At 67.5% G+C, this 26,011-nt stretch carries 23 protein-coding genes and 1 riboswitch; of the genes, 14 read left to right on the forward strand and 9 right to left on the reverse strand.

Features of this window, described 5'->3' with window-relative positions; genetic code table 11:
- The first annotated feature begins 68 nt into the window (after nucleotides 1-68).
- The 3 genes from ACE5C1_RS02405 (at nucleotide 69) to ACE5C1_RS02415 (ending at nucleotide 3,959) form a co-directional block, all read left to right on the forward strand.
- Entirely contained in the window at nucleotides 69-1,352 is a 1,284-nt protein-coding gene (locus ACE5C1_RS02405; protein WP_374942461.1) for a 3-methyl-2-oxobutanoate dehydrogenase (2-methylpropanoyl-transferring) subunit alpha, read from the forward strand.
- A 172-nt stretch (nucleotides 1,353-1,524) separates the two neighbouring features.
- On the forward strand, nucleotides 1,525-2,532 hold the full coding sequence (locus ACE5C1_RS02410) for an alpha-ketoacid dehydrogenase subunit beta (RefSeq protein ID WP_374942542.1): 1,008 nt from the start codon (nucleotides 1,525-1,527) through the stop codon (nucleotides 2,530-2,532).
- Nucleotides 2,532-3,959: a dihydrolipoamide acetyltransferase family protein gene (locus tag ACE5C1_RS02415; protein WP_374942462.1), complete on the forward strand. Its 1,428-nt coding sequence runs from the start codon at nucleotides 2,532-2,534 to the stop codon at nucleotides 3,957-3,959. The genes ACE5C1_RS02410 and ACE5C1_RS02415 overlap by 1 nt, the downstream gene beginning before the upstream one ends.
- 13 nt (nucleotides 3,960-3,972) lie before the next feature.
- Here ACE5C1_RS02415 and ACE5C1_RS02420 read toward each other — a convergent pair whose 3' ends face one another.
- The 3 genes from ACE5C1_RS02420 to ACE5C1_RS02430 are packed head-to-tail and all read right to left on the reverse strand — an operon-like array spanning nucleotide 3,973 to nucleotide 6,483.
- The gene (locus ACE5C1_RS02420; RefSeq protein WP_374942463.1) at nucleotides 3,973-4,449 is read right to left on the reverse strand and encodes a GAF domain-containing protein; all 477 of its coding nucleotides are present in this window, start codon (nucleotides 4,447-4,449) and stop codon (nucleotides 3,973-3,975) included.
- Between the two features lie 51 nt (nucleotides 4,450-4,500).
- Nucleotides 4,501-5,274: an SDR family NAD(P)-dependent oxidoreductase gene (locus tag ACE5C1_RS02425; protein ID WP_374942464.1), complete on the reverse strand. Its 774-nt coding sequence runs from the start codon at nucleotides 5,272-5,274 to the stop codon at nucleotides 4,501-4,503.
- Between the two features lie 12 nt (nucleotides 5,275-5,286).
- On the reverse strand, nucleotides 5,287-6,483 hold the full coding sequence (locus ACE5C1_RS02430; RefSeq protein WP_374942465.1) for an acetyl-CoA C-acyltransferase: 1,197 nt from the start codon (nucleotides 6,481-6,483) through the stop codon (nucleotides 5,287-5,289).
- A 111-nt stretch (nucleotides 6,484-6,594) separates the two neighbouring features.
- Here ACE5C1_RS02430 and ACE5C1_RS02435 point away from each other — a divergent pair, with 111 nt between their 5' ends.
- Entirely contained in the window at nucleotides 6,595-7,362 is a 768-nt protein-coding gene (locus tag ACE5C1_RS02435) for an enoyl-CoA hydratase/isomerase family protein (protein WP_374942466.1), read from the forward strand.
- A 130-nt stretch (nucleotides 7,363-7,492) separates the two neighbouring features.
- Here the strand turns inward: ACE5C1_RS02435 and gorA are convergent, their stop codons facing one another.
- Genes gorA through pgi form a run of 4 tightly spaced genes read right to left on the reverse strand, consistent with a single transcriptional unit; the run spans nucleotide 7,493 to nucleotide 10,975 of the window.
- Complete coding sequence (gorA, locus tag ACE5C1_RS02440; RefSeq protein ID WP_374942467.1) at nucleotides 7,493-8,842, reverse strand: glutathione-disulfide reductase; 1,350 nt, start codon at nucleotides 8,840-8,842, stop codon at nucleotides 7,493-7,495.
- Nucleotides 8,842-9,252, reverse strand: a complete 411-nt coding sequence (locus tag ACE5C1_RS02445; RefSeq protein WP_374942468.1) for a PIN domain nuclease — start codon at nucleotides 9,250-9,252, stop codon at nucleotides 8,842-8,844. Before ACE5C1_RS02445 ends, gorA begins: the two co-directional genes overlap by 1 nt.
- Nucleotides 9,249-9,440 carry a type II toxin-antitoxin system VapB family antitoxin gene (locus ACE5C1_RS02450; protein WP_374942469.1) on the reverse strand — a complete coding sequence of 64 codons (192 nt, stop codon included), beginning with the start codon at nucleotides 9,438-9,440 and terminating at the stop codon, nucleotides 9,249-9,251. Before ACE5C1_RS02450 ends, ACE5C1_RS02445 begins: the two co-directional genes overlap by 4 nt.
- 44 nt (nucleotides 9,441-9,484) lie before the next feature.
- Nucleotides 9,485-10,975: a glucose-6-phosphate isomerase gene (gene pgi, locus ACE5C1_RS02455; RefSeq protein WP_374942470.1), complete on the reverse strand. Its 1,491-nt coding sequence runs from the start codon at nucleotides 10,973-10,975 to the stop codon at nucleotides 9,485-9,487.
- 91 nt (nucleotides 10,976-11,066) lie between these two features.
- Between pgi and lepB the strand changes: the two genes are divergently transcribed.
- From lepB to ACE5C1_RS02475, 4 genes are all read left to right on the forward strand, one after another.
- On the forward strand, nucleotides 11,067-11,870 hold the full coding sequence (lepB, locus tag ACE5C1_RS02460) for a signal peptidase I (RefSeq protein WP_374942471.1): 804 nt from the start codon (nucleotides 11,067-11,069) through the stop codon (nucleotides 11,868-11,870).
- Complete coding sequence (gene rnc / locus ACE5C1_RS02465; protein WP_374942543.1) at nucleotides 11,867-12,532, forward strand: ribonuclease III; 666 nt, start codon at nucleotides 11,867-11,869, stop codon at nucleotides 12,530-12,532. The genes lepB and rnc overlap by 4 nt, the downstream gene beginning before the upstream one ends.
- Nucleotides 12,529-13,419 (forward strand): GTPase Era, encoded by an 891-nt coding sequence (gene era / locus ACE5C1_RS02470; RefSeq protein ID WP_374942472.1) that lies wholly within the window; start codon nucleotides 12,529-12,531, stop codon nucleotides 13,417-13,419. Before rnc ends, era begins: the two co-directional genes overlap by 4 nt.
- Nucleotides 13,420-13,466: 47 nt before the next feature.
- A riboswitch (cobalamin riboswitch) is annotated at nucleotides 13,467-13,686 on the forward strand.
- 187 nt (nucleotides 13,687-13,873) lie between these two features.
- Nucleotides 13,874-15,805 carry a TonB-dependent receptor plug domain-containing protein gene (locus tag ACE5C1_RS02475; RefSeq protein ID WP_374942473.1) on the forward strand — a complete coding sequence of 644 codons (1,932 nt, stop codon included), beginning with the start codon at nucleotides 13,874-13,876 and terminating at the stop codon, nucleotides 15,803-15,805.
- On the opposite strand, the gene ACE5C1_RS02480 is transcribed toward ACE5C1_RS02475, so the two are convergent.
- On the reverse strand, nucleotides 15,778-16,581 hold the full coding sequence (locus tag ACE5C1_RS02480; protein ID WP_374942474.1) for an ABC transporter substrate-binding protein: 804 nt from the start codon (nucleotides 16,579-16,581) through the stop codon (nucleotides 15,778-15,780). The genes ACE5C1_RS02475 and ACE5C1_RS02480 overlap by 28 nt on opposite strands.
- 176 nt (nucleotides 16,582-16,757) lie before the next feature.
- Here ACE5C1_RS02480 and ACE5C1_RS02485 point away from each other — a divergent pair, with 176 nt between their 5' ends.
- The 6 genes from ACE5C1_RS02485 (at nucleotide 16,758) to cyoD (ending at nucleotide 22,497) form a co-directional block, all read left to right on the forward strand.
- Nucleotides 16,758-17,753 carry a FecCD family ABC transporter permease gene (locus ACE5C1_RS02485; RefSeq protein WP_374942475.1) on the forward strand — a complete coding sequence of 332 codons (996 nt, stop codon included), beginning with the start codon at nucleotides 16,758-16,760 and terminating at the stop codon, nucleotides 17,751-17,753.
- Nucleotides 17,744-18,496, forward strand: coding sequence for an ABC transporter ATP-binding protein (locus ACE5C1_RS02490; protein WP_374942476.1), 753 nt, complete (start codon nucleotides 17,744-17,746; stop codon nucleotides 18,494-18,496). The genes ACE5C1_RS02485 and ACE5C1_RS02490 overlap by 10 nt, the downstream gene beginning before the upstream one ends.
- Before the next feature lie 64 nt (nucleotides 18,497-18,560).
- The gene (gene cyoA / locus ACE5C1_RS02495) at nucleotides 18,561-19,457 is read left to right on the forward strand and encodes a ubiquinol oxidase subunit II (protein ID WP_374942477.1); all 897 of its coding nucleotides are present in this window, start codon (nucleotides 18,561-18,563) and stop codon (nucleotides 19,455-19,457) included.
- Complete coding sequence (cyoB, locus tag ACE5C1_RS02500; RefSeq protein WP_374942478.1) at nucleotides 19,458-21,464, forward strand: cytochrome o ubiquinol oxidase subunit I; 2,007 nt, start codon at nucleotides 19,458-19,460, stop codon at nucleotides 21,462-21,464.
- Nucleotides 21,461-22,102, forward strand: a complete 642-nt coding sequence (locus ACE5C1_RS02505; RefSeq protein ID WP_374942479.1) for a cytochrome (ubi)quinol oxidase subunit III — start codon at nucleotides 21,461-21,463, stop codon at nucleotides 22,100-22,102. The genes cyoB and ACE5C1_RS02505 overlap by 4 nt, the downstream gene beginning before the upstream one ends.
- Nucleotides 22,099-22,497, forward strand: coding sequence for a cytochrome o ubiquinol oxidase subunit IV (cyoD, locus tag ACE5C1_RS02510; protein WP_374942480.1), 399 nt, complete (start codon nucleotides 22,099-22,101; stop codon nucleotides 22,495-22,497). Before ACE5C1_RS02505 ends, cyoD begins: the two co-directional genes overlap by 4 nt.
- 124 nt (nucleotides 22,498-22,621) lie before the next feature.
- Here the strand turns inward: cyoD and ACE5C1_RS02515 are convergent, their stop codons facing one another.
- Nucleotides 22,622-25,894, reverse strand: a complete 3,273-nt coding sequence (locus ACE5C1_RS02515; protein WP_374942481.1) for a TonB-dependent receptor domain-containing protein — start codon at nucleotides 25,892-25,894, stop codon at nucleotides 22,622-22,624.
- Between the last annotated feature and the right edge of the window lie 117 nt (nucleotides 25,895-26,011).

Genomic DNA, 26,011 nt, shown 5'->3' on the forward strand with positions numbered 1-26,011 from the left:
TTGTCCTCCCCGTGCGGGGGAAGATGAAGAAGGCTTGAAATTATGTTGCGCGGGAGCAAAAGGGCGGGATGAGCGACCGACGATCGAACCTGCCGCCGCTGGCGCTTCACGTTCCCGAGCCGCGGTTCCGGCCCGGCGACGAGGTCGATTTCGCCGAGGTCGAGGTGCCCGCCGCCGGCGCTGCGCGGCGACCCGACACTGCGGCGCCTGCGCGAGAGTTCACCGATCTGGCTTACTCGCTCGTTCGCATTCTGGACGACGAGAACCAGGCCGTCGGGCCATGGAACCCCAGGCTGTCGCCCGATATGCTGCGGCGAATGCTGCGCAGCATGGCGCTGCTTCGCGCGTTCGACGAGCGGATGTTCCGGGCGCAACGGCAGGGCAAGACCAGCTTCTACATGAAAGCGACCGGCGAGGAGGCGGTGTCGGTCGCCGCGGCCTATGCGCTCGATTACGAGGACATGTGCTTTCCGTCCTACCGCCAGCAGGGGCTGCTGATCGCGCGCGGCTGGTCGATGGTCGACATGATGAACCAGATCTATTCGAACACCGCGGACCGGCTGCAGGGCAAGCAATTGCCGATCATGTATTCGGCGAAGGACGCGGGATTCTTTTCGATCTCGGGCAATCTGACCACGCAATATCCGCAGGCCGTAGGCTGGGCGATGGCGTCGGCGGCCAAGGGCGATAGCCGGATCGCGGCGGTTTGGTGTGGCGAAGGGTCGACCGCGGAGGGAGATTTCCACTCGGCGTGCACCTTTGCCAGCGTCTACCGTGCGCCAGTGGTGATGAACGTGGTCAACAACCAATGGGCGATCAGCAGCTTTTCGGGGTTCGCGGGCGCGGAGGCGACGACGTTCGCGGCGCGCGCGATCGGCTACGGCCTGGCGGGGCTGCGGGTCGACGGCAACGATGCGCTGGCGGTCTATGCCGCGACGCAATGGGCGGCCGAGCGGGCGCGGACCAATCAGGGGCCGACGCTGATCGAGCATTTCACCTATCGCGCCGAGGGGCATTCGACCTCCGACGATCCGGGACAGTATCGCTCGGCAGGCGAGCCCAATGCTTGGCCGCTCGGCGATCCGGTGCGGCGGTTGAAGGACCACCTGATCGCGCTGCGCGAGTGGGACGAGGCGCGGCATGCGGCGCAGGACAAGGAGCTCGCCGACGAGGTGAAGGCGGCGCAGAAGGAGGCCGAGAAGAACGGTATTCTCGGGCATGGCTTGCACCAGCCGCTGGATACCTTGTTCGACGGGGTGTTCGAGGAGATGCCGTGGCATTTGCGCGAGCAGCAGGCGCAGATGATGGCGGAAGAGACGGCGAGCGGACGGCCATGGGACAAGACGCAGTGAACGCCGATTCGTTCGTCACCCCGGGCTTGACCCGGGGTCCAGTGCCACAGCCGGTGAGCATGCGGGCGGTTTGTGGTGCTGGGCCCCGGCTCAAGGCCGGGGTGACGGAGTGTGTGTGGTGAGCGATGTGAACGAGCAAGCGTCGGAGGCTGAGGCGCCCACCACCACCCGCATGAACATGATCCAGGCGATCAACTCCGCGCTGGAGGTGATGATGGCGCGCGACCCCGACGTCATCGTCATGGGCGAGGACGTCGGCTATTTCGGCGGGGTGTTCCGCGCGACCGCGGGGTTGCAGGCGAAGTTCGGCAAGACGCGGGTGTTCGACACCCCGATCACCGAATGCGGGATCATCGGGGTCGCCGTCGGGATGGGGGCGTATGGGCTGCGGCCGGTGCCCGAGATCCAGTTCGCGGATTACATCTACCCCGCGCTCGACCAGCTGGTCAGCGAGGCGGCGCGGCTGCGGTACCGCTCCGCGGGGGAGTTCACCTCGCCGATCACGGTGCGGTCGCCGTTCGGCGGCGGGATCTTCGGCGGGCAGACCCACAGCCAGTCGCCGGAAGGGATCTTCACCCATGTCTCCGGGGTCAAGACCGTCATTCCGTCGACGCCCTACGACGCCAAGGGGCTGCTGATTGCGTCGATCGAGGACAACGACCCGACGCTCTTCTTCGAGCCCAAGCGCATCTATAACGGACCGTTCGATGGGTATTGGGAGCGGCCCGCGCAGAACTGGTCGAAGCATCCTGCGGGCGAGGTGCCGACGGGGTACTACCGGATCGACCTGGGCACCGCCAACGTGGTGCGCGAGGGCGAGGCGCTGACGATCCCGGCGTACGGGACGATGGTGCATGTGTGCGCCGCGGTGGTCGCCGAGATGGGGATCGACGCCGAGATCGTCGACCTGCGTACGTTGATCCCACTCGACATCGAGACGATCGAGGCGTCGGTCAGGAAGACCGGGCGCTGCATGATCGTCCACGAGGCGACACGCACCGGGGGCTTCGGCGCGGAGCTGTCGGCGCTGGTGCAGGAGCGGTGTTTCTATCACCTGGAGGCGCCGATCGAGCGCGTGACCGGCTTCGACACGCCCTATCCGCACAGCCTGGAATGGGCGTATTTCCCGGGGCCCGTCCGCATCGGCGAGGCGCTGAAAAAGATCATGAAGGACGCCTGATGGCCCGCTTTTCGTTCCGCCTGCCCGACATCGGCGAAGGGATTTCCGAGGCCGAGATCGTCGCCTGGCATATCGCGGTCGGCGACCGCGTCGAGGAAGACCAGCAGATCGCGGACATGATGACCGACAAGGCGACGGTGGAGATGGAGTCGCCGGTGTCTGGGGTGGTCGTCGAGCTGGCGGGCGAGGTCGGGGACCAGGTGGCGATCGGGTCGACGCTGGTGGTGATCGAGACCGATGCGGCTGCGGGCGGGGAGGTCGTGGCTGCGCCGGAGACCGAGGCTCAGGTCGAGACGGCGGAGCAGTACGAGGCGGAAAATCCGGGGGTTGAGGAGGTCGCGGCTCGTACGGCCGCGACGGTGGATCAGGGCGCGTACCTCCCCGGCACGGGGAGGGTGACCAGCGAAGCTGGTGGAGGGGCAGCCACAAGCGCCCCGCCCGTTGCTGCCCCTCCACCACCCGCTGAAGTAGCGGGAGCAGAGGGTCGATCGTTCCCCCGGAACGATCTTGAACAGCTGGGGGCTGTTCATCCCTCTGCTCCCCCTCCCCGTTCCGGGGAGGTCAAGGAGGCGGTCCTCGCCTCCCCCGCGGTGCGCGCCCGTGCGCGTGATCTGAGGGTCGACCTCGCATCGGTAAAGACCGACTCCGACCGCATCCGCCACGCGGACCTTGACGCCTACCTCCGCTACGGCTCGGGCCAGGGCTACCAAGCTCCCGGCGCAACCCGCGCGCGTGCCGACGAGACGATCAAGATCATCGGGATGCGCCGCCGCATCGCCGAGAACATGGCGGCGTCGAAGCGCAACATTCCGCATTTCACCTATGTAGACGAGATCGACGTGACCGCGCTGGAGGCGGTGCGCGCGGACCTCAATGCGAACCGCGGGGGCCGCCCCAAGCTGACGCTGCTGCCGCTGATGATTGTCGCGATCTGCCGGACGCTGCCCGACTTCCCGATGCTCAACGCGCGCTACGACGATGAGGCAGGCGTAGTGACGCGGTCGGGGGCGGTGCACATGGGGATGGCGACGCAGACCGACGCGGGGCTGACCGTCCCCGTCATCCACGACGCGCAGGACCGCAACGTCTGGCAGCTCGCGACGGAGATCGCGCGCCTGGCCGACGCCGCGCGGGCGAACAAGCTGAAGCCGGACGAGATGGGCGGCGGCACGATCACGATCACCTCGCTCGGGCCGCTGGGGGGCATCGCGACGACGCCGGTCATCAACCGGCCCGAGGTGGCGATCATCGGGCCCAACAAGATCGTCGAGCGGCCGGTCTTTGACGGCGACGATATCCGCCGCGCCAAGCTGATGAACCTGTCGATCAGCTGCGACCACCGCGTCGTCGATGGTTGGGACGCGGCGAGCTATGTCCAAGCGCTCAAGCGGATGCTGGAGACGCCGGTGCTGCTGTTCGCGGATTGACGCCGCGCCAGCGTCAGCGCGCGGACAATATCCTCGCGGCGGACCGGGCGCAGCCTTCGAGCACGTTCACGATCGTGGCAGAACTCACCGCATGCGGGGCGGGGTCGATCGCGCACAAGGTGCCGAAAAAGGTGCCGTCCTCCAGCACGATGGGAAAGGACGCATAGCTCTCGAACCCGTAGAGCATGGGTGTCGGATGGGTTCTCCACGCGGCGTCGGCCGCGACGTGGTCGATCACGACCGCGTTGCCGCATTCGCGGATGTCGTTGCAGATCGTGGTCGCGATCTGCAACTCGTCGCCGGGCTCCAGCCCGAATTCGATCCGATCGAGAACCTGGCAGGCTATCCACCGCGCCTCCGTCACGCGTGCGATGGCGGCAAAGCCCATGCCGGTCGTTCGGCAGACCTCCGCCAGAATGGCACGCAACGCGTCGTCGTCGCCGCGACGGGCGGTTTCGGCCGCGAACGTGTCCCCTGGCCGGGTTATCATGAACGCCGTATCGCAGCTTGGCCAGACGGTGGCAACGGGCGCACGCTCGCCTCAGCCCCGCGCCTTCTGCAAGGCCCCGGCGATGCGGCGGGCGAACACGCGCGGGGTGAAACGGATCGAGTCGGCCATAAGGGTGTTCATCAGGCCTGAAACCTTGATTGCCTGACCGGCCTTCAGCGCGGACAGGCCGTCGCGGATTACCGTATCGGGCGCGCTGGCGAAGCGTTCGAAGAGTTCGCTGTCGCCCATCCCCGCCACTTCGGCGAATTCGGTGCGGGTGGGGCCGGGGCAGAGGGCGGTGACGCGGACGCCGCTCGGCTTCACTTCCTCGTGGAGCGCTTCGGAGAAGCTCAGGACGAACGCCTTGGTCGCGTAATAGACCGCCATCCACGGGCCGGGCTGGAAGGCGGCGACCGAGGCGATGTTGAGGATCGCGCCCGATTTGCGCGCCACCATCGGGGGGAGCAACGCATGGGTGAGCGCGACCAGCGCGCGGCAGTTGACGTCGATCTGGCCGGTCTGCGTCTCGAGCGCCGCCTCGGCGAACACGCCGCGGGTGCCGAAACCTGCGTTGTTGATGAGGGTGTCGACGGTGAGCCCGGCGGCGGCGATGTCCGCAACCAGGTGGTCGGGCGCGGCGTGATGGGCGAGGTCGGCGGCGAAGACGTGGACCTTGACGCCGTGCGCAGCGCGCAGGTCGGCGGCGAGCGCCTCCAGCCGGTCGATGCGGCGGGCGGTGAGGATCAGGTCGTCGCCTTGCGCCGCGACGGCGCGGGCGAAGCCTTCGCCGAGGCCTGCGGATGCGCCGGTGATGAGGGTGGCCATGTGCTTATCTCCTCAGACTATCTCGAACAGACCCGCCGCGCCCATGCCTCCTGCCGTGCACATCGAGACGACGACATAGCGCACGCCGCGCTTGCGGCCCTCGATCAGCGCATGACCGACGAGGCGGCTGCCGGTCATGCCGAACGGGTGCCCGACCGCGATCGCGCCGCCGTTGACGTTGTATTTCTCGGGGTCGATGCCGAGGTGGTCGCGGCAGTAAAGGCATTGCGAGGCGAAGGCTTCGTTCAGTTCCCACAAGCCGATGTCGGCGACCGACAGCCCGGCGCGGTCGAGCAATTTGGGAATGGCGAAAACGGGGCCGATGCCCATCTCATCGGGCTCGCATCCCGCTGCCTGGAAGCCGCGGTAGAGGCCGAGGATGGTCTTGCCTTCGGCCTGCGCGGTCTGACGGTCCATCAGCAGCTGGCACGATGCGCCGTCGGAGAGCTGGCTGGCGTTGCCTGCGGTGACGCTGGTGCCGGGGCCGCTGAAGTCACCGCCGGGGAAGACGGTCTTCAGGCCGCTCAGCGCTTCTGCGGTGGTGCCGGGGCGTATGCCTTCGTCCTGGGTGATCGTCACCGTCTCGGTGCCGGTGCGCTCGCCCGCCTTGTCGAAAGTCGCCTTCCCGACGGTGATCGGCACGATCTCCTCGGCGAACGCGCCGTTGGCGAGCCCGGTGGCGGCGCGTTGCTGGCTGCGTGCGGCGTATTCGTCCTGCGCTTCGCGGGTTATGCCATAGCGGTCGGCGACGATCTCGGCGGTCTCGATCATCGGGGTGTAGGCGGCAGGGACTTGGGCGGTGACGCTTTCGTTGACGAAGCGCGGCGCGTCCTTGGTCACGGTGTAGCTGATCGACTCCATCCCGCCCGCGAGCGCGACGTCGACCTCGTCGCAGATGATCGAGCGCGCGGCGAGCGCTACTGCGGTCAGGCCGGAGCCGCATTTGCGATCGAGCGTGAAGGCAGGAACGGAGTGGGGCAACGCGCCTGCGAAGATCGCCATCCGCCCTGCGTTGCCGCCCTGCGTGCCCCATTCGTTGCCGACGCCCCAGAAGACTTCGTCGATACGGGCGGGGTCGATGTCCGCGCGCTCGACCGCGGCGTTCATGACGTGGCCCGCGAGCACCGGCGCTTCGGTGGCGTTGAATGCACCGCGATAGGCCTTGCCGATGGCGGTGCGGGCGGTGGCGACAATGGCAGCTTCGCGCATGGGTGGGGCTTTCTAAAGAGCGGGGGCGGGGCGGCGTACGATTCACCGCATGTGCTTGTCTCTCCCGTCGACGGACCTTGGCATGGCCGCGGGCGACGGTACAAGGGAGCGATGACCGTGGAAACCCGCCGCGACGGCCATGTCGCCGTCGTCACCTTTGCCCGACCGCCGCATAATTTTGCCGATCTGGTCATGATCGAAGAGATCGGCGCAGCGTTCGTGGAGGCCGACGCCGACCGCGACGTGCGCGCGATCGTGCTACGATCGGAGGGGCGGGTTTTCTGCGCAGGGGCCGACCTGGTCAACGCCAATCCCGTCGCCGAACCGCAGCCGACGGGCGCGCGCAATCCGTTCTATGTGGCGGCGGCGAAGCTGTTCGCGGTCGAGACACCGGTGGTCGCGGCGGTGCAGGGGAGCGCGGTGGGCGCGGGACTGGGGCTCGCGCTGGTCGCCGATTTGCGGGTGGCGTGTCCGGAGGCGCGGTTCGTGGCGAACTTCGTCCAGATCGGGTTCCATCCGGGATTCGGCATCTCGGCAGTGCTGGAGCGGGTGATCGGACCGCAGCGCGCGTTGCTGATGGCGCTGACCGGGCGGCGGATCAAGGGCGAGGACGCGGCACGCTGGGGGTTGGTCGACGTGCTGGTCGAGGCGGGCGACCTCGACGCGGCGGCGCTGGCGCTGGCGCAGGAGATCGCCGCTGGGGCGCCGTTGGCGGTTGCTTCGACCCGCAAGACGATGCGCGGGGACCTGGCGCGGCTGGTGGAGGCGCAGACCGATCTTGAGCTGGCGGAGCAGGCGTGGTTGCAGCGGACCAGCGACTTTGCGGAAGGGGTGCGCGCGGTGGCCGAGCGACGTCCGGGACGGTTTACGGGGGAGTAGTTCCCGAGGGCACGACGGCAAGGCCGCTGTCGCGACGTCGAAACGGGTTCGGCTTGCACCGACCCGTCGGCCGCGCTTGGCGCTGCGCTGGCCCGCACCGGTGCGGGCGTGCCGCACCTGCGCCTGAGCGTCACTTCATCAACACGAGCTCTTCGGCCATCGTCGGATGCAACGCCACCGTCGAGTCGAAGTCCGCCTTGGTCAGCCCTGCCTTCACCGCGACCGCGGCGACCTGCATCATCTCGGCGACGTCGGGGCCGATCATGTGGATGCCGACGATCCGGTCGGTCTCGCCGTGGCACACCATCTTGTAGAGCGCGCGTTCGTCGCGGTTCGCCAGCACGTTCTTCATCGGACGAAAATCGGCGGTGTAGACGCGGACGGTGCCGAGCTTCTGCTTGGCCTCGCTCTCGGTCATGCCGACACCCGCCATCGGCGGATGGCTGAAGACCGCCGAGGGCACGCAATCATAGTCGACGCGAGTCGGCTTGCCGCCGAACAGCGTATCGGCGAACGCCTGTCCCTCGCGGATCGCGATGGGGGTGAGCTGGATGCGGTCTGTGACGTCGCCGACCGCGTAGATCGACGGACAGGTCGAGCGATTGTCGTCATCGACCGCGATCGCGCCCCGGTCGTTGATCGTGACGCCTGCGCTCTCCAGCCCGAGGCCTCGCGTATTGGGTACGCGACCGGTGGCGAACAGCACGAGATCTACCGTGATGGGTTCGTGTCCCGACATGGTGACGGTCAGACAGCCGTCTTCGTGCTTCTCGACCCCCTGAAAGGTCGCATCGAAGCGGAAGTCGATGCCCTTCATCAGCGAGATCTGCAGCAGCCGGTCGCGGATCGACAGGTCGTAGCCGCGCAGTATCTCCTTGGTACGATTGATCAGCGTCACGTGCGCGCCGAACTGATGGAAGATGCCGGCGAACTCGTTGGCGATATAGCCCGCGCCCGCGATCAGCACGCGCTTGGGCACGTCGGGGAGGTGGAACACCTCGTTGGAGGTGATGCCGTGTTCGTGACCGGTGCACTCGGGAATGGCGGGATGCGCGCCGACCGCGACCAGGATCGTCTTGGCCGTGACCTCGCGTCCGTCGTCGAGCTTGAGGCTGTTGGGTCCGGTGACGACGGCGCGCGCGTGGATGATCTCGACATCGTTGTTCTGCAAGGTCGTCGTGTACGCGCCGTTGATCCGGTCGACCTCCGCCATGACGTTGTCGCGCAGCGTAGCCCAGGAAAAGGCGCAATCGTCGGGCACGTCCCAGCCGAAGCGCTTCGCATCCTTCAGGTCCTCGGCGAAATGCGCACCGTAGACGAGCAGTTTCTTGGGCACGCAGCCGCGGATGACGCAGGTGCCGCCGACCCGGTACTCCTCCGCTACCGCAACCTTTGCGCCGTGTGCCGCGGACACGCGCGCCGCGCGGGTGCCGCCGGAGCCTGCACCGATGACGAACAGGTCGTAGTCGAAGTCGGGCATCAGGTTACTCCAGGCGGGTCGAGCGCCGACCGAAGGCCGAGGTGCTGGACGAATGGATCGAAATCGCGGTCCGTGTAAAGGAGTGGAGTGTCGTCCAGGATGCAGCGGGTCGCGATAAGCGCATCGATGGTTTTTCGGATAGTGATGCCGCGAGCGCGCAGCGTACGGTAGTTGCGAGCCGATTGAACAGCGACCTGCTCATCCGAGATAAGCAGCGCCGGAAAGGAACCGGTCACATTCAGCACATGCTCGAACTCACGGTCCGTTCTACAACCCTGCAACACCTCCGCACGGATCAGATCACCAATCAGCACTTCGTCGCGCTCGATAGCCGCTTCCAACCGCCGCACGGGCGCCGTCGGCGTGTTGCGGAAGAAATCGATCCAGACGCTGCTATCGGCGACGATCAATCGCGGCGCATCTCGTTCAAATCGCCATCCCAGTTGATCTTGCCGCGCAGTTTAAGGGCTTGGCGCTGGTTCTGTGTCTGGATCAGACGACGGAGCGCTGCCTCCACTGTCTCACGCTTGGTCTGCGAGCCGATGGCCTTCATCGCTTCCGCCATGAGCCCGTCGTCGATCTCGATATTCGTACGCATGTGCAAGACTCCGGTCACGGATACACATAAGGCCGCAGCCTGCGTCAGTCCAGCCCGGCACGCCGGATCAGATCGGTCGTCGAGGCGTCGAAGTCGCCGCCGCCGTTCTCAGCGGCCTTGGCCATTTCCTTGCCGAGCTCGACGCCGAACTGGTCGAAGCTGTTGATGCCGAGCAGGACGCCGTTCACGAAGACGCGGTGTTCGTAGAAAGCGATCAGCGCCCCCAGCGTGCGGGCGTCGAGCTGGTCGAGGAGCAGGGTCGACGACGGCCGGTCGCCCGAATAGCTGCGGGCGGGATCGTCGGCGGGCTTGCCCTTCATCAGCGCGGCGCCTTGCGCGAAGGCGTTCAGGAGGAGGGCACGGTGGTGTTCTTCGGGCAGCGTATCGTAGGGCTCGATGACCGCCAGGAACTCGACGGGCACCAGATGCGTGCCTTGGTGGAGCAACTGGAATACCGCATGCTGCGCTTCGGTGCCGACCCCGCCCCAGGTGATCGCCGCGGTCGGGCGGCCGACCGGCTTGCCGTCGACCGTCACGCCCTTGCCGTTCGACTCCATCTCGAGCTGCTGGAGGTAGCTCGGCAGCAGGCGCAGGCGCTCGTCATAGGCGAAGGGCGCGCGGGTCTCGGCGCCGCGGACCTGAGTATAATAGAGGTCGGCGAAGGCGGCGAGCGCGGGGGCGTTCTCGTGCAGTGCGGACAGGCGAAAGTGACGGTCCATCTCGGCGGCGCCTTCGAGCAGCTCCTCGAACTGGTCCCAGCCTAGCGCGAGCGCCGCGGGGAAGCCGATCGTCGACCACAGCGAATAGCGGCCGCCGACCGACTCCGAGAACGGCAGCACGCGGGTCTCGTCGACGCCCCATTCGACCGCCTTGTCGGGCGCGGCGGTGAGCGCGACGACGCGGCCATAGGGGTCCTCGACGCCGTGTTCTTCCATCCACGCGAGGACCGAGGACGCGTTCATCATCGTCTCGGTCGTGGTGAAGGTCTTGGATGCGACGACCAGCAACGTTGCGGCAGGATCGAAGCGGTCGAACACGTCCTCCAGCGCGGTGCCGTCGACATTGGCGACGATCGCGACGTCGTAGCGCTTCTCCTCGCGCCCGAGCGCGTCGACCAGCAAATGGGGGCCGAGCGCCGAGCCGCCGATGCCGACGTGGAGGATGTGGCGGACGGGGCCGAGCGCGTCGGCCTCGATCGCATCGATCAAGGTGCGCATGCGGCTGTGGCTCGCCTGGGCGATGGCCACGCTCTCGGCTTTTCCTTCGCCGCGCTCGGCGGTGTGCTCGACCGCGCGGCCTTCGGTGACGTTGACGATTTCGCCGCCGAACATCGCCTGGCGCTTGCCCGCGAGATCGCACGACTTGGCGAGCGCGGCGAACGCCTCGATCGTCTGCAGCGTCAGGTGGGTCTTGGCCCAGTCGAAATGGATGCCCGCGACGTCGAGGCTGAGTTTGCCGAGCCGCTCGGGGTCGTCGGCGAACAGTTCGACCAGGGTGCGCTTGGGAAAGGCTTCGATCGTCGACCAGTCGGTCATGGCTTGCGTCCTCGTGGCTTCGCAGGCGCCCGTACCGGCTCGCTGCGACAATGGCTACTCACGACGCACGGACGCGGGTAAGGGTCCGTCCATGGCCGCCAAATCCGCCCGTTCCGAGCTCCGTTCCGAAACGGGCGAGACGATCCGCTTCCTGCTGAAGCTCGCGCTGTTCGTGCTGATCTTTCGCAGCGTCTTCATCACGTCCTTCTCGATCCCCTCGGAATCGATGCTGCCGCGGCTGTTCATCGGCGACTATCTGTTCGTGTCGAAATGGAACTACGGCTATTCGCGGTGGTCGATGCCGTTCGGGGTGCCGCCGGTTTCGGGCAAGCTGTTCAGCCGCATGCCCGCGCGCGGCGACGTCGTGGTGTTCCGCGCGCCGGAAGTGCTCGACCACGACGTCGTCAAGCGCACCATCGGCCTGCCCGGCGACACGATCCAGATGCGGCGCGGGCAGCTCATTCTCAACGGCGTTGCGGTACCCAAACAGCGGGTGGCCGACTTCGTCCTGCCGCTGACCCCGAATTTCGGCACGGACAAGTGCGACGCCGCGTTTCAGGACACCGAGGCCGGCAAGCCCGTCTGCCGCTATCCGCAATATCGCGAGACGCTGCCCGGCGGCGCGACGTACACCGTGCTCGATCAGGGGCAGATGCCCGACCGCGACGATACCGACGTCTATACCGTGCCCGCGGGGCACGTATTCCTGATGGGCGACAACCGCGACGATTCGGGAGACAGCCGCTTCGCACCGCCGGGCGGCATGGGGTATGTGCCGCTGGAGAATTTGGAGGGGCGGGTGCTGGTCACCTTCTTCTCGACCGACGGCAATGCGCAGCTCTTCAAGCCGTGGACGTGGCTGACGGCGGCGCGCTGGCAGCGGATCGGCGGTTGAGCGAGGGACTGCACGCCTGGCTCGCCGCGACCTTCGGGCGTGCGCCGACCGACCCCGCGCCGTTCGAGCGCGCGCTGACCCACGGCAGCCAGGCTGCGGCCAATTACGAGCGGCTGGAGTTCCTCGGCGACCGGGTGCTGGGGCTGGCCATGGCGGAATGGTTGTTCGAGCTGTTCCCGCAAGAAGCCGAGGGGCAATTGTCGAAGCGGCTGAACGCGCTGGTGACCGGCGCGGTGTGCGCGGACGTCGCGCGGGCGCTGGGGGTGCGGACCTACCTGAAGCTCGGCAAGCAGGCACGCGACGATGGGGCGTTCGACAGCGACAACGTGCTCGGCGATGCGACCGAAGCGCTGATCGGGGCGTGGTACCTCGACGCCGGGTACGACGCCGCGCGCGCGTTCGTGCGACAGGCGTGGGGCGACCGGGCGACCGCGCATCTGCGCGCGCCGCAGCACCCCAAGTCCCAGCTGCAGGAATGGGCCGCGGCGCACAACCGCAAGGCGCCCGAATATACCGTCGTCGATCGCTCCGGCCCGGGCCACGCGCCGCGCTTCACCGTCGCGGTGACGATCGGTGCTTATGCGGATGCGAGCGCGAGCGGGAGCAGCAAGCAGGAGGCGGAAACCGCCGCGGCGCGGGCGCTGTTGGACAAACTGACATGACCAGATGCGGACTCGTGGCGGTGGTCGGCGCGCCCAACGCGGGCAAGTCGACGCTGGTCAATGCGCTGGTCGGCCAGAAGGTGGCGATCGTCAGCCCCAAGGCGCAGACGACCCGCGCCAAGCTGCTCGGCGTGGCGATCGAAGGTGAAACGCAGCTGCTGCTGGTCGACACCCCGGGCATCTTCGAACCCAAGCGCCGGCTCGACCGGGCGATGGTCGCGGCGGCGTGGGGCGGGGCGGAGGGCGCCGACGTGCTGGCGCTGGTGGTGGACGCCAAGGGCGGGATCGGCGGCAAGGTGACCGCGATCGCCGAAGCGCTGAAGGACCGCGCAGAGCCCAAGCACCTTATCCTCAACAAGGTCGATCTGGCGGACAAGGCCAAGCTGCTGCTCCATGCCGAGCGGCTGCACACTATGGTGGATTTCGCGGAAACGTGGTTCGTCAGCGCGCAGACTGGCGACGGCGTGTCCGAGTTGAAGCGCGCGCTCGCCGGGCTGATGCCGGAGGGACCGTGGCATTATCCCGAGGACCAGGTGTCCGACGCGACCGAGCGCGCGCTGGCCAGCGAAGTGACGCGCGAGCAGCTGTTTCTCCAGCTTCACGCCGAACTGCCTTACGCCAGCACGGTCGAAACCGAGACCTACGCCGAGCGCGCCGACGGATCGGTCGAGATCCACCAGCAGATCCTGGTCGAACGTCCTACCCAGCGCGCGATCGTGCTGGGCAAGGGCGGCGAGCGGATCAAGGCGATCGGCGCGCGCGCGCGGGCGGAGTTGACTCGCATCACCGGCTGTCCGGTCCATCTGTACCTCCACGTCAAGGTGAAGCCCGGCTGGGACGAGGACCGATCGGTCTACCGCGACATCGGGCTCGACTGGGTAGACTGACCGCCGCGTCTTCGCCTAAGAGCGGTGCCGGAAGCGGGCGCGAGCTTGATTCCGACGATCGCGCAGGTGCCCGAAAGGGCTTCAAAGGGAATGCGGTGAGGGGGTGACCCCAAATCCGCGGCTGTCCCTGCAACTGTAAGCGGCGAGCGCGATGCGCGTCGTCCGGCCTTCGGGCGGGACAGCCACTGGGGCGTAAGCTCTGGGAAGGCGAGCGCACCGGGTTATGACCCGCGAGCCAGGAGACCTGCCTGCGCTGTCGCTCATGTCCGCGGTCCAGGGGGTGGCCGGGGCGCGGCTCTGTCCGTCCGAGCGACGCCCATGCGGCCGGGGCCGCAAGGGTCGCGCTTGGGGGTGGGCGATCACGCGTCCGTTCGCACCCATGCCCGACCGGTCGTCGTACTCACGGCGTCCGCCCCGCGTCCGCGCAGTCGCACGACGCCGGGGTTATATCGAGATGAACCGCTATACCATTTCGCTGACGGCGTTCGCCGCAGCCTTTGCCACGCCTGCGCTTGCGCAGAGCGATCCTGCCCAGGCCGCCACCGATGCCGCGGGCGACACCGTCGTCGTCACCGCGTCGCGATCGGGCGACGCGGTCGCCGCCGCCGACGTGCCCGCGTCGATCACCGTCCTCGATGCCGCCGCGATCGAGCAGCGCCAGACACGTGTCGTCTCCGACGTGTTGCGCGACGTGCCCGGCCTGTCGGTCAACCGCGCGGGCACGGCGGGCGGGCTGACCCAGGTCCGTGTTCGCGGGACCGAGGCGAACCACGTCCTCGTGCTTGTCGACGGGATCGAGGTCGCCGATCCGTTCCAGGGCGAGTTCGACTTCGCCGGGCTGCTCGCCGATCCTTCCGCGCGGATCGAGGTGCTGCGCGGGCAGCAGTCCGCGCTCTACGGCTCCGACGCGATCGGCGGGGTCATCCAGTACATCACCGCGACGGGCCGCGACGTGCCCGGAGTCAGCGCCCGCATCGAGGGCGGGTCGTTCGGCACCGTCACCGGCGCGGCGCGGGGCGGCGGGGTCGCGGGCGCGCTCGACTATGCGGTGTCGGGTGCGGCTTATCTCACCAGCGGCGTCCCGACCGCGCGCGGCGGCACGCGCGACGTCGGATCGGACAGTTACAACGCCAGCGCCAAGGTGACGTGGGCGCCTTCCGACACGTTCAAGCTGACCGGCGTGGCGCGCTATTCCAACTTGGCGGCCGACACCAATGGCACCGAGTTCGACCCGGCGAGCCCACGGTTCGGGACGGTCATCGACTTACCCGGATCGCGCTTCAAGACCGAAGCGATCTACGGGCTGGTTCGCGCCGAGCTGGCGCTGGCCGACGGGCGCTGGACCAACGCGCTGACCGGGCAGGTCGCGAGCACCGCGCGCGATCAGTACACTGCGTTCGGCTACGATTTCGGCGACCGCGGGCAGCGCTACAAAGGGTCGTTCGAATCGGCGTTCCGCTTCGATACCGGTGCGGCGACCCACCGCATCACCGGCGCGGTCGATGTGGAGCGCGAGCGGTTCCGCAACACGACGCCGTCGAACTTCGTATTCCAGGGGTATCGGCATACCGGCAACGTCGGCATCGTCGGCCAGTATGAGCTGAATGCGGGCGGACTGGCGCTGGGCGGGTCGGTGCGGCACGACGGCAATACGCGCTTTGCAGATACGACGACATGGCGGGTGCAGGGTGGCTACAGGCTGGCCGAAGGCACCCGCTTGCGTGGGGCCTACGGGACAGGGGTGAAGAACCCGGGCTATTACGAACTCTACGGCTTTGACGATGGGCGCTACATCGGCAATCCGGACTTGAAGCCCGAGACGTCGAAAGGTTGGGAAGCGGGGCTCGACCAAACCTTCGGGCGGTCCACGATCGGCGCGACGTATTTCGACAGCAAGCTGGAGAACGAGGTGTTCACGGCCTATGATGCCAACTTCGTCGCGACACCCGGCAACCGCACGACCTTGTCGCGCCAGCACGGGGTCGAGGCGTTCGTGTCGGCAAGGCCGATCGACCAGCTGCGCTTCGATCTCGCCTATACCTATACGCGCTCGCGCGAGAACGGCGTACAGGAGGTGCGGCGGCCGCGGCATGTGGGCAGTGTCAACGTGACCGGCACCAGCCGCGACGCGCGGTTCGCGGGAACACTGAGCGTGCGCTACAACGGGCGGCAGCAAGACGACGCATTCACCGACCCGAGCTTCGCGCCGGTGCGGGTCAGCCTGCAGGAGTATGTGCTGGTCAATCTCAACGTCGAGTACAAGCTGACCCCGGCGATCGCGGTGTTCGGGCGAGTCGAGAACCTGTTCGACGAGCATTACGAAGAGGTGTTCAGCTATGCCACCGCCGGGCGCGGGGCTTACGGCGGCGTCAGGGCGCGGTTCTGACGGAGCTGGCGCGCCAGGCTCGCGGCGGCGAGGACGTAGGCGGGGCCGCCGCAGGTCGTCGACGCGCGTGGCAGCACGAGGCGCGGAATGTGCGCGAGCGCCGGATGCGCGCGCATCGCGGTGCCCTGATCGACGACGGCGGTATCGCCTTCCTCGACCAGCAGGAAGTCGGGGCGCGCGGCGACGATCGCCTCGATCGGCACCTGCGCCAGCGGCGAACGGCCGAGCCGCGCGGCGAGGTTGACCAGCCCGACCCGGCGCATCAGGTCGTCGATCAGCGTGCCGGTACCTGTCAGGAACCCGCGGCGCTGGTATTCGGCGGCGACCCTCTGGCGGCCGGCATCGCGGGGCACGCGGGCGAGCGCGGCGTTCATCCGGCGGATCAGCGCCTCGCCGCGCTCGGGGTGGCCGATCGCGCGGGCGACGAGGCGGGTCTGCGCGACGATGCCGGGGTAATCGTGCGTGTCGGCGAGTTCGAGCACGGCGCGGGGACGGTTGAGGAAGGTGCGGCCCGGCGAGACGATCGCCAGGTCGGGGTCGAGCGCGAGGACTTCCTCCGCGGAGGTGCCGGTGACCGGCCAGCTGCGTGCCTGCGCGGCCTGCGGCGACATGGCTGGGTCGCGGGCGTAGCGGGTGAGGCCTGCGACCTGGCTGCGGTCCGCGAGGGCGAGAAGGTATTGGTCGGCGCAGAGGTGGAGGGAGACGATGCGTTTGGGCGCGGGCGAGGGCGTGGCTGCAACGGCAAGAAGCGGCAGGAGCGGAAGGAGACGACGCATCGGTGGGCCCTGCCGGTTTGTCGTGGGGGACGCCAGTGCACCGATGCCAACCGTCACCCCGGACCCTTCGTCTTCGCTCAGGAGAGCCTTGTTCCGGGGTCCAGGGCGCCTCATGATCCGTCTCGCCGGAGGCGCGCTGGACCCCGGAACAAGTCCGGGGTGACGAAAGCGGTGTGGTGAGGTTGCACCGTTCCATTCTCCTTGCGTCACTTACCGCGCTCGCTCTGCTCGCCGCCATCCTGTCGCTCGCCATCGGCGCGGTTCCGCTCGCGCCCGCGAGGGTCGTCGCCGCGCTCACCGGCACCGGCGATCCGATCGCCCGCATCATCGTCCTCGACCTCCGCCTGCCGCGGGCGATCCTCGGGCTGGCGGTCGGGGCGATGCTCGGGATGACGGGGGCGGCGCTCCAGGGATTCTTGCGCAACCCGCTTGCCGAACCGTCGGTGCTCGGCGCTTCCAACGGGGCGGCGCTCGGCGCGGTAGTCGCGCTCTACTTCGGTTTCGCGGCGCTGCATCCGGTCGCGCTACCCGCGATGGCGGTGGCGGGGGCGTTGCTGGCGTTGCTGCTGCTCGTCGGGCTCGCCGGACGCGGCGCGGGCTCGCTGTCGCTCATTCTTGCGGGGATCGCGGTGGGTACGCTCAGCGGCGCGGGGATCGCGCTGGCCCTCAACCTTTCGCCCAATCCGTTTGCGGCGATGGAGATCATGACCTGGCTCATGGGGTCGCTGGAGGACCGTTCGATGGCGCATGTCGCGCTAGCGCTGCCATGCATCGCGACCGGGCTGGCGCTGCTGGCATGGGACGCGCGCGCGCTCGATGCGTTGACGCTGGGCGAGGATGCGGCGCGCTCGATGGGGTTCGATCTCGGGCGGTTGCGCGTGCGGCTGCTGATCGGCACCGCGATCGGGGTCGGCGGCGCGGTGGCGGTGTCCGGAGCCATCGGGTTCGTGGGACTGATCGTGCCGCATCTGGTGCGGCCGCTGACCGACCGGTCGCCGTCGGCCGTGCTGCTGCCGTCGGCGATCGGCGGGGCGGCGCTGCTGACGCTGGCCGATGTCGCGGTGCGGCTGGTGCCGACGTCGAGCGAGTTGCGGCTGGGCGTGGTCACCGCGCTGCTCGGGGTGCCGGTGTTCCTGGTGCAATTGCGGCGCGAGCGGGGGGCGTGGTCGTGATCGACCTGCGCGACGTATCGGTGCGGCTGGGCGGGCGCACGGTGGTCGACGGGGTCAGCGCGACGCTCGACCGCGGGTTGATCGGCATCCTCGGCCCCAATGGCGCGGGCAAGTCGACGCTGGTGCGTGCGGCGTTCGGGCTGGTGCCCGCCACGGGCGCGATCGCGATCGAGGGCGATTCGGTCGCCCGGACGGTCGCCTATCTGCCGCAGGGCGGCGCCATTCACTGGCCGCTCTCCGTGCGCCGGCTGGTCGCGCTCGGGCGGCTGCCGCATGTCGCGCCGCTCGCGCGGATGGGCTGGGGCGACGAGGCGGCGGTCGCGCGCGCGATGGCGGCAGCCGACGTCGCGCATCTGGCGGAACGCGACGCGACGACGCTGTCGGGCGGTGAGCGCGCACGCGTGCTGCTGGCGCGCGCCCTGGCGGCGGAAGCGCGCGCGCTGATCGCCGACGAGCCGCTCGCCGCGCTCGATCCGGCGCACGCGCTGGCGGTGATGGCCTTGCTGCGCGCGACCGCCGTCGGCGGCACGTTGGTGGTGGCGGTGCTCCACGATCTGGCGCTGGCGGCGCGCTTCTGCGACCGCATCCTGCTGATGGATGGTGGGCGCCTGGTCGCCGATGGCCCGCCCGTCACGGTCCTGACCGCCGATCGGATCGCCGAAGTCTATGGCGTCACCGCCTGGATTGGCCAGGTTGGCGGCATCGCGACGGTCATCCCGCTCGGCGTCGCGCCGGGAAGGTAAATAAATTGCGTGTGCCCGGGCCTTGCCCCTGTTCGGCGTGGAGCGCGAGGCGTAGGGCAGCGGCGTGACCGACCGCTTCATCCCCGCGTCGTCTACCCGTCCGCGCCTGCGGGCTCTCGCCACCGCTGCCGCTTGCGCACTGCTTACCGCGTGCGAGCCCGGCGTGCTGTCGCCTGCGGGGCCGGTCGCGGCGGGGGAGCGGACGATCCTGCTCAATTCGCTCGGCATCATGCTCGCGATCGTCGTGCCCACGATCATGCTGACGCTGTCGTTCGCCTGGTGGTTTCGCGCGGGCAACGCGAAGGCGAAGTATCGCCCCGACTGGACCTATTCGGGGCGTCTGGAGCTGCTCGTCTGGTCGATCCCGACTCTGGTCGTGATCTTCCTGGCCGGTATCGCCTGGATCGGCAGCCACGACCTCGACCCACCCAAGCCGCTGGCGTCGAAGGTCAGGCCGGTCCGGGTCGAGGTGGTCGCGCTCGATTGGAAGTGGCTGTTCATCTACCCCGATCAGGGCGTCGCCAGCATCAACCGGCTGGTGATCCCGGTCGGCACGCCGGTCAGCTTCCGCATCACCTCGGCGACCGTGATGAACAGTTTCTTCGTGCCGCGGCTGGGGAGCCAGATCTATGCGATGTCGGGGATGACGACGCGGCTGAACCTGATGGCCGACAAGCCGGGGCGCTATCGCGGGCTGTCGGCGCATTACAGCGGCAAGGGCTTCCCGGGCATGGCGTTCCCGGCCGATGCGGTGAGCCCGGCGCAGTTCGCGGGCTGGGTCGCGGGCGCGAAGGCGGGCGGACCGGTGCTCGACGCGCGCGGGTATCTCAAGTTGCTCGACGAGAGCGAGAACGTGAAGCCCTATACCTACCGCACGGTCGCGCCGGGGTTGTTCGACGAGGTGGTGCGGCAATCGGGAACGCTGTCGGCGCACAAGGCGGTCGGCGGGCGGGAGCAATAGATGTTCGGCAAGCTGACCCTCGACGCGATCCCCTTCCACGAGCCGATCCCGCTCGTCGCCTCGGGTGTGGTCGCGATCGTCATTCTCGGTGTGCTCGGCTGGGTGTGGAAGGCCGGGCATTTTCCTTATCTGTGGCGCGAGTGGATCACCTCGGTCGACCACAAGCGGATCGGTGTCATGTACTGCCTGCTCGCGGGCGTGATGCTGCTCCGCGGTTTCTCGGATGCGCTGCTGATGCGGTCGCAACAGGCGCTGGCGATGGGCAATCCCGGCTATCTGCCGAGCGACCATTACGACCAGGTGTTCAGCGCGCACGGCACGATCATGATCTTTTTCGTGGCGATGCCGTTCATGATCGGGCTGATGAACTTCGCGCTGCCGCTGCAATTGGGGGTGCGTGACGTCGCCTTCCCGACCCTCAATTCGGTGAGCTTCTGGCTGACTGCGAGCGGCGTGCTGCTGATCAACATGTCGCTGGTCATCGGCGAGTTCGCCAAGACCGGATGGGTGGTCTATCCGCCGCTCTCCGAACTGCCGTTCTCGCCCGGGGTCGGGGTCGATTACTACCTTTGGGGCATTCAGGTATCGGGGGTGGGGACGCTGCTGAGCGGGGTCAATCTGGTCACCACCATCCTCAAGATGCGCGCGCCGGGGATGGGCTATACCCGGATGCCGATGTTCTGCTGGACGAGCCTCGCGACCAACCTGCTGATCGTCGCGGCGTTCCCGATCCTGACCGCGACGCTCGCGATGCTGATTCTCGATCGCTATCTCGGCTTCCACTTCTTCACCAACGACGCCGGTGGCAACCAGATGATGTTCGTCAACCTCATCTGGGCATGGGGGCACCCCGAGGTCTACATATTGATCCTGCCCGCGTTCGGCATCTTCTCCGAAGTCGTCTCGACCTTCTCGGGCAAGCCGCTGTTCGGCTACCGTTCGATGATCGTCGCGACGATGGTCATCTGCATTCTGTCGTTCATGGTCTGGCTCCATCATTTCTTCACGATGGGGGCGGGCGCCGACGTCAACGGTTTCTTCGGCGTGACGACGATGATCATCGCGGTGCCGACGGGGGTGAAGATCTTCAACTGGCTGTTCACGATGTACGGCGGGCGCATCCGTTTCACGTCGCCGATGCTGTGGTCGATCGGGTTCATGTGCACCTTCGTGATCGGCGGCATGACCGGCGTGCTGCTGGCGGTGCCGCCCGCCGATTTCCAGCTCCACAATTCGGTGTTTCTGGTCGCGCACTTCCACAACGTCATCATCGGCGGCGTGCTGTTCGGCGCGTTCGCGGGCTTCACCTACTGGTTTCCCAAGATGTTCGGCTTCCAACTCGACGAGACCTGGGCGAAGCGCGGCTTCTGGCTGTGGATCACCGGTTTCTACGTCGCCTTCATGCCACTCTACGTCCTCGGGCTGATGGGAATGACCCGCCGGCTGGCGCGCTACGACGTGCCCGCGTGGCAGCCGTGGCTGATCGTCGCCGGCGTCGGTGCGCTGATGATCTTCGGCGGCATCCTGTGCCAGATCGTCATGCTCTGGGTCAGCATCCGCGACCGGGAGCGGCTGCGCGATACCAGCGGCGATCCGTGGGACGGGCGTACGCTGGAATGGATTACCGCCTCGCCGCCGCCGGTGTTCAACTTTGCGGTGCTGCCCAATGTCGAGGGCGAGGAGGCGTATTGGCAGCTGAAGGCCAAGGCGCGCGGAAATCGGCGCCTGAGCGAGCGCCCCGACTATGTCGACGTCGAAATGCCCAAGAACTCGCCGACCGGCATCGTCTCGGCGTTCTTCTCAAGCGCGATGGGCTTTGCGTTGGTCTGGCATATCTGGTGGCTGGTGATCGTCGGCTTTTTCGGTGCTTGGGCGACCTTCGTGGCGTTCGCGTGGCGCGACGAGGCGGAATACGAGATCCACGCCGACGAGGTCGAGCGCCGCGACCGCGTGCGCCGCGATGGCAAGGCGAAGCTGCTCGACCTGCCGCCGGAAGCGCACGCATGAGCGCCGCCGCCAACGCCGATCCGCACAAGCTGAGGCATGGCGAGGTGCCGATCAGCGAGCGCGGCCCTGCGCCCAAGCGGATCGTCGTGTCCTATGGCTTCTGGATATTCCTGCTCTCCGACTTCATCATGTTTTCCGGGTTCTTCGCGGCCTATGCGGTGCTGGTCGGCGAAACCGCTGGCGGCCCCGGCGGGCGCCAGCTGTTCGAGCTGCCGCTGGTCGCCGCCGAGACCGCGCTGCTGCTGATGTCGTCCTTCGCCTGCGGGATGGCGGGGATCGCGGCGGCGGCGCGCAATACGTTCTGGTTCCAGGTCGCGATGGCGGTCACCGCGCTGCTGGGTGCCGGGTTCCTCACTATCGAGCTGTACGAATTCGTCCACTTGATCGGCGAAGGCGCGGGGCCGGGGCGCAGCGCGTTCCTATCGTCGTTCTTCGCGTTGGTCGGCTGCCATGGCCTGCACGTCACGCTCGGGCTGCTGTGGCTGTCGACGATGATGGCGCAGGTCTGGGCCAAGGGGTTTCGCGACGACATCATCAGGCGGATCACCTGCTTTGCGCTGTTCTGGCACGCGCTCGACATCATCTGGGTGGCGCTGTTCACCGTTGTCTATCTGCTGGGTGCGGGAGCAAGCGTATGAGCGAGGAAAGCGAGGAGGGCGCCGGCATCGGCGAGGATCGGGCGCCCGGCGACAGCCCCGAGAACCTGTCGGTCGCCCAGGACGTGCGCGGCTATGTGGTCGGGCTCGGCGCTGCCGCGCTGTTGACGGCCGGATCGTTCTACGTGGCGGGCAGCGGACTGATCTGGGGGCCGGGCATCCCGGTGGCGCTGATCGCGCTGGCGGTGGGACAGATGGGAGTGCACCTGGTGTTCTTCCTGCACGTGACGAGCGGGCCGGACAACACCAACAACGTCCTGGCGCTGGCGTTCGGAACGCTGATCGTCGCGCTGGTGCTGGTCGGTACCTTGTGGATCATGGCGAACCTGAGCCACGCCATCATGCCGATGGACGAACTGATGAAGATGCAGCGGTAGCTTATCCTCACCGCATTGCAGATGACAGCAAAAGACCGGCCCGAGCAGATCGCTCGGGCCGGTCTTTTCGTACCCATGCTTGGACGATCGGGGGACGGCTGCTCAAGCCGCCCCCAAACGCGCTCTAGAAATGGATGCGCGCACCGATTGCGTAGCGGCGACCCAGCGCGTCATAGGTCGACGGATAGGTGTTCCCGCTGTTGTACGAGGTCGCTCCGGCGGTCGCGCCGACGAACGGCGGGCTCTTGTCGAACAGGTTCTGCACCGTGAAGGTCAGGTCGAAGTGATCGGCCACGTTGAAGCGGGTCGACAGGTCGATGTAGTTGTACGCCGGGATCCTGGCGAGGTTGTAGGTGCCTCCCCCGAGAGGAGTAACAACACCCGAGTACAGCGGACCGTTGCCATTGAGCGCATCCTCCGGCTCCTGCTTCACGCCGTCGATGTGACGCCACAGGACCGACACGTCGATGTTGTCGGTGAAGGACAACGTCGCACGCGTGTTCCAGTAGAACTCCGGCTGGATCGATGCGCAGTTCACCGAATAATAGCCGGTGCACTCGCGATTGATCAGGCCAGGCGCCGCCTGGAATTTCGAATCGTGCGTCCAATTGCCCGCGAACGACAGCGCCAGCTTGGCGAAGCTGCCGAGGTCGCGGCGGTAGTTGATCCCCAGATCGATACCGTCGGTCTTGATCGTGCCCAGGTTGGAGATCGCGGTCAGCAGGCCCGGCGTGTTCGACGGATCGCCGGAAAGCTGGCCCGTGATCGGGCTACGCCCGATCTGCGCGCAGGCGGGGTTCGCAACCGAAGCGGTCGTGTACGGCGCAGCACCGAAGCACTGGGTGATGATGTCGCCCGGCGTGAACGACGATACCGCACCCTTCACCTTGATGTTGTAGTAATCGACCGTGACCGAAAAGCCGGGCAGGAACTGCTGTGGCTGGATTACCAGGCCCGCCGTGTAGCTGTCCGACTTTTCCGGCCGCAGGTTCAGGTTGCCGCCGCTGGTGACATTGGCCTGGGCGGCGGTGGGATTGTCGATCGAGCCGATGGTTCCGGCCGGTGCGCCCTGCGCGATGCAAACCGCGCGCAGGGTAGCGCTGCCGACCGGGTTGGCGCCCGCGCACGGATCGGTCGAAAGGTTGGTCAGACCCGTGTTCACCGGCGAGAACAGCTCGCTGATGTTCGGCGCGCGGACCGCGCGCTGATAATTGCCGCGAACCTTCAGGCCCAACACCGGCTCCCAGCTGCCCCCTGCCTTGTAGGTGGTGGTGTTGTAGGTCGGCGAGGTCGGTGCATCCACCTTGTAGTGCGAGTAGCGGATGCCTGCTTCCAGCGTCAGGCTCTGGAAGAAAGCGCGATCCTGGATCAGCGGTGCAATCAACTCGCCGAAGCCTTCGCTGACCTCGTACCCGCCGGTGACGTTCGGTGCCGCGCCGCCCGCGCCGCCGAGCTCGCCAGCGGTCTGCGCCAGCGTGTCCGAACGCTGCGAGGCATTATACTTGCGATATTCGGCGCCGGCCGCGAAGCCGATCGAGTCGTTGGCGAACGGCGAAGCGAAGCCGAAGTCGCCATTGAGCACTGCGCGGGCCTGAGCCAGCGAGGTGCGGGTCGTGGTCGTGCTCTCGCCGGTCAGATACGGGATTTGATTGGCCAGCAGCGTGCCTTCCGCACCGAAGACGTTCGCCGGAACGCAGCCCGTGGCCGCACCCAAAGCCGCGCCGCCGGGAGCGCCGGTCAGACACGTCGTGGTGTTGGTCGCGTACACCGCCGAGCGCAGTCGCGACGTCAGCACGTACCCTTGCAGCGTCTGCGTGTTCTCGGACTCGCCGTAACCGCCCGACACGTCGAGGTTAAGCCCCTCGGTGATGCCGATCTTCATGCCCGCCCGATAATCGAAGATCGTGGTCTGGAAATCGGAAATGCGCGGACCGACTTCGGTGGTGCGCCGGGACACGTTGACCGTTGCGGTACGGAAATTGGGGTCCGTTGGACTGACTGCGGTCGCTGCGGCGGCGCACTCGGCGGGCGTGAACCGCGGTGTGTACGCGATCTGACCCGACGCTGCCATCCCAGCCGCGGTGACACCGTTCACCGCCGGCGCGACGTTGAAGGCGCAGATCTGCGAGCGCAGGGCTGCCGGCAGATATGGATTGCTCAGCGGCACTGTGACGGAGGCGGTAAACGCCCCCGACGGTGCGACGATCGTCTGGACGGTGTTCTTCGAGAACAGGCCGCGGGTGTAGAACTCGACGGTATCGGAGACCTGGTAATGGCCGGCCCCATACATGTTGAAGCGCTGGAACGGCGTCTGGAAGATGTTGTAGGGATTGAAGTTGAACGGCGCATAGGCCGCGACAGCCTGCCCGGCCGCATTGAGCTGGCGGTTGCCGCCGTTCGCCAAGCCGCCGGTCACCGGTGCCAGCACCGGGGTGACCACACCCATGACCGTGGTCGTCCCAGTCTGCATGAACGCAGGAGTCGTGCTGGGAACGCCGCCGACCAGCGGACGGGTGCCGGAGAAGGTGGCAGGAACCGCCGTTCCCGAACCGGCGAGCGCCAGGTTGTTCGGATCGAGCGAGTTGAGCCCGAAGAACGATTGGTCGCGTGCGCCCTGATAGACTGGATCGGCCTGCTGATAGCCAATCGAGAACACCGCATTGCCGCGGCCGTCGTCGAAGTTCGCGCCGATGGTGACGTCGGCACGGACGTAATTGCCATCGCCGCGCTCGGTCAGCTGGTTCGAGATCGACGCATCGACGCCCGAGAAGTCCGAACGGGTGATAAAGTTGACGACGCCCGACACCGCGTCCGCGCCGTAGGTGGTCGCCGCGCCGCCCGTCAGCGTGTCGACGCGCTCGACCAGCGCCAACGGGATGTTGTTCAGGTCGACGCGGCCGACCAAGCCCGACGGCGCGATCCGGTTGCCGTCGAGCAGGACGACGTTGCGGAACGAGCCGAGGCCGCGAAGATCGACGTACGAAGCGCCGCCATTGCCGTTGTTGACCGCCGAGCCGATGCTGGGCACCGCGCCGGGCAGGTTGCGCAGGATTTCTTCCGCCGTGTTCGACTGGCGAAGCTTGATTTCTTCCTGACCGATGACCTGAACGGGCGCCGACGCGATCAGCGCGGGGTTCTTGATCAGCGAGCCGGTGACGACGATGTCGCCCGAGCTCGTCTCCGTGTTCGGAGCGGCTTCGGAGGTCGTCATCCCGGTCTCACCCTGCGCATTGGCGCCCGGCGTGTTGGACTGGGTCGCGGCGGCACCGCCCGCACGGATGCCGGAGGCACCGTCGGTGGACTGGGCGGCCTGCGCGAAGGCGGATGTGGAAAGCGATGCGGCACCGACGAGAAGCGTCGAGGCGAGTAGGCGTGCGCGAGCAGCAGAAGACGTCATATAACCCCCTTGTGGTCAGCTCAATGGCAATGAGCTTGCCCAGGTCATTCCCGGATTGGACATTGTTTATCTGCACCGGTCGCCACGATGCAACGGCCGATTGACGCTTTGTGACGT

Origin of the sequence: Sphingomonas sp. (genome assembly GCF_964263785.1) — a bacterium.
GTDB lineage: Bacteria > Pseudomonadota > Alphaproteobacteria > Sphingomonadales > Sphingomonadaceae > Sphingomonas.